Here is a 358-nt window from a genome sequence, read left to right as displayed (position 1 = left end):
GTACAAACACATCGCCATCCACGCTGGAAGCCGTGTAGGTCGCCACCCCATCGGCATCGATGGATTCAGAGAGCGTCACCGCTTTGCCCTGAGAAGTCAGGCCATCAATCGGGTTGGTGGTCAGGTCAAGCTCGTAGCTCACGACCTTATCCGCCCCTTCAAGCGTGGTGAAGTCTCCGTCTTTGCTCACACGTGTCGCGTCTGGGCTGGTGCCACTGGCTAAGTCATTCTCATTGAGGATTAACGCCTCCGCCGAGGCGATGTTCGGGCTATCATCGCCAATCGTCACCGGCAGGGTAATGCGGTCGGTGTCGCCATCGGTGTCGGTCGCCACCACCGTGAAATCAAGGCGTTCACT

General features: G+C 58.4%; 1 protein-coding gene. It reads right to left on the bottom strand.

The features are described 5' to 3' along the window. The coding region (locus L1D31_RS22535; protein WP_239839151.1) for a hypothetical protein at positions 1–289 on the bottom strand (289 nt) is incomplete at its 3' end. Positions 290–358 lie beyond the last annotated feature (69 nt).

It is taken from the genome of Vibrio sp. Isolate23, assembly GCF_022398095.1.
Classification (GTDB): domain Bacteria; phylum Pseudomonadota; class Gammaproteobacteria; order Enterobacterales; family Vibrionaceae; genus Vibrio; species Vibrio coralliilyticus_A.
Note: the sequence above shows the minus strand (reverse complement) of the source record. Positions and strands in the feature narration are given on the sequence as shown.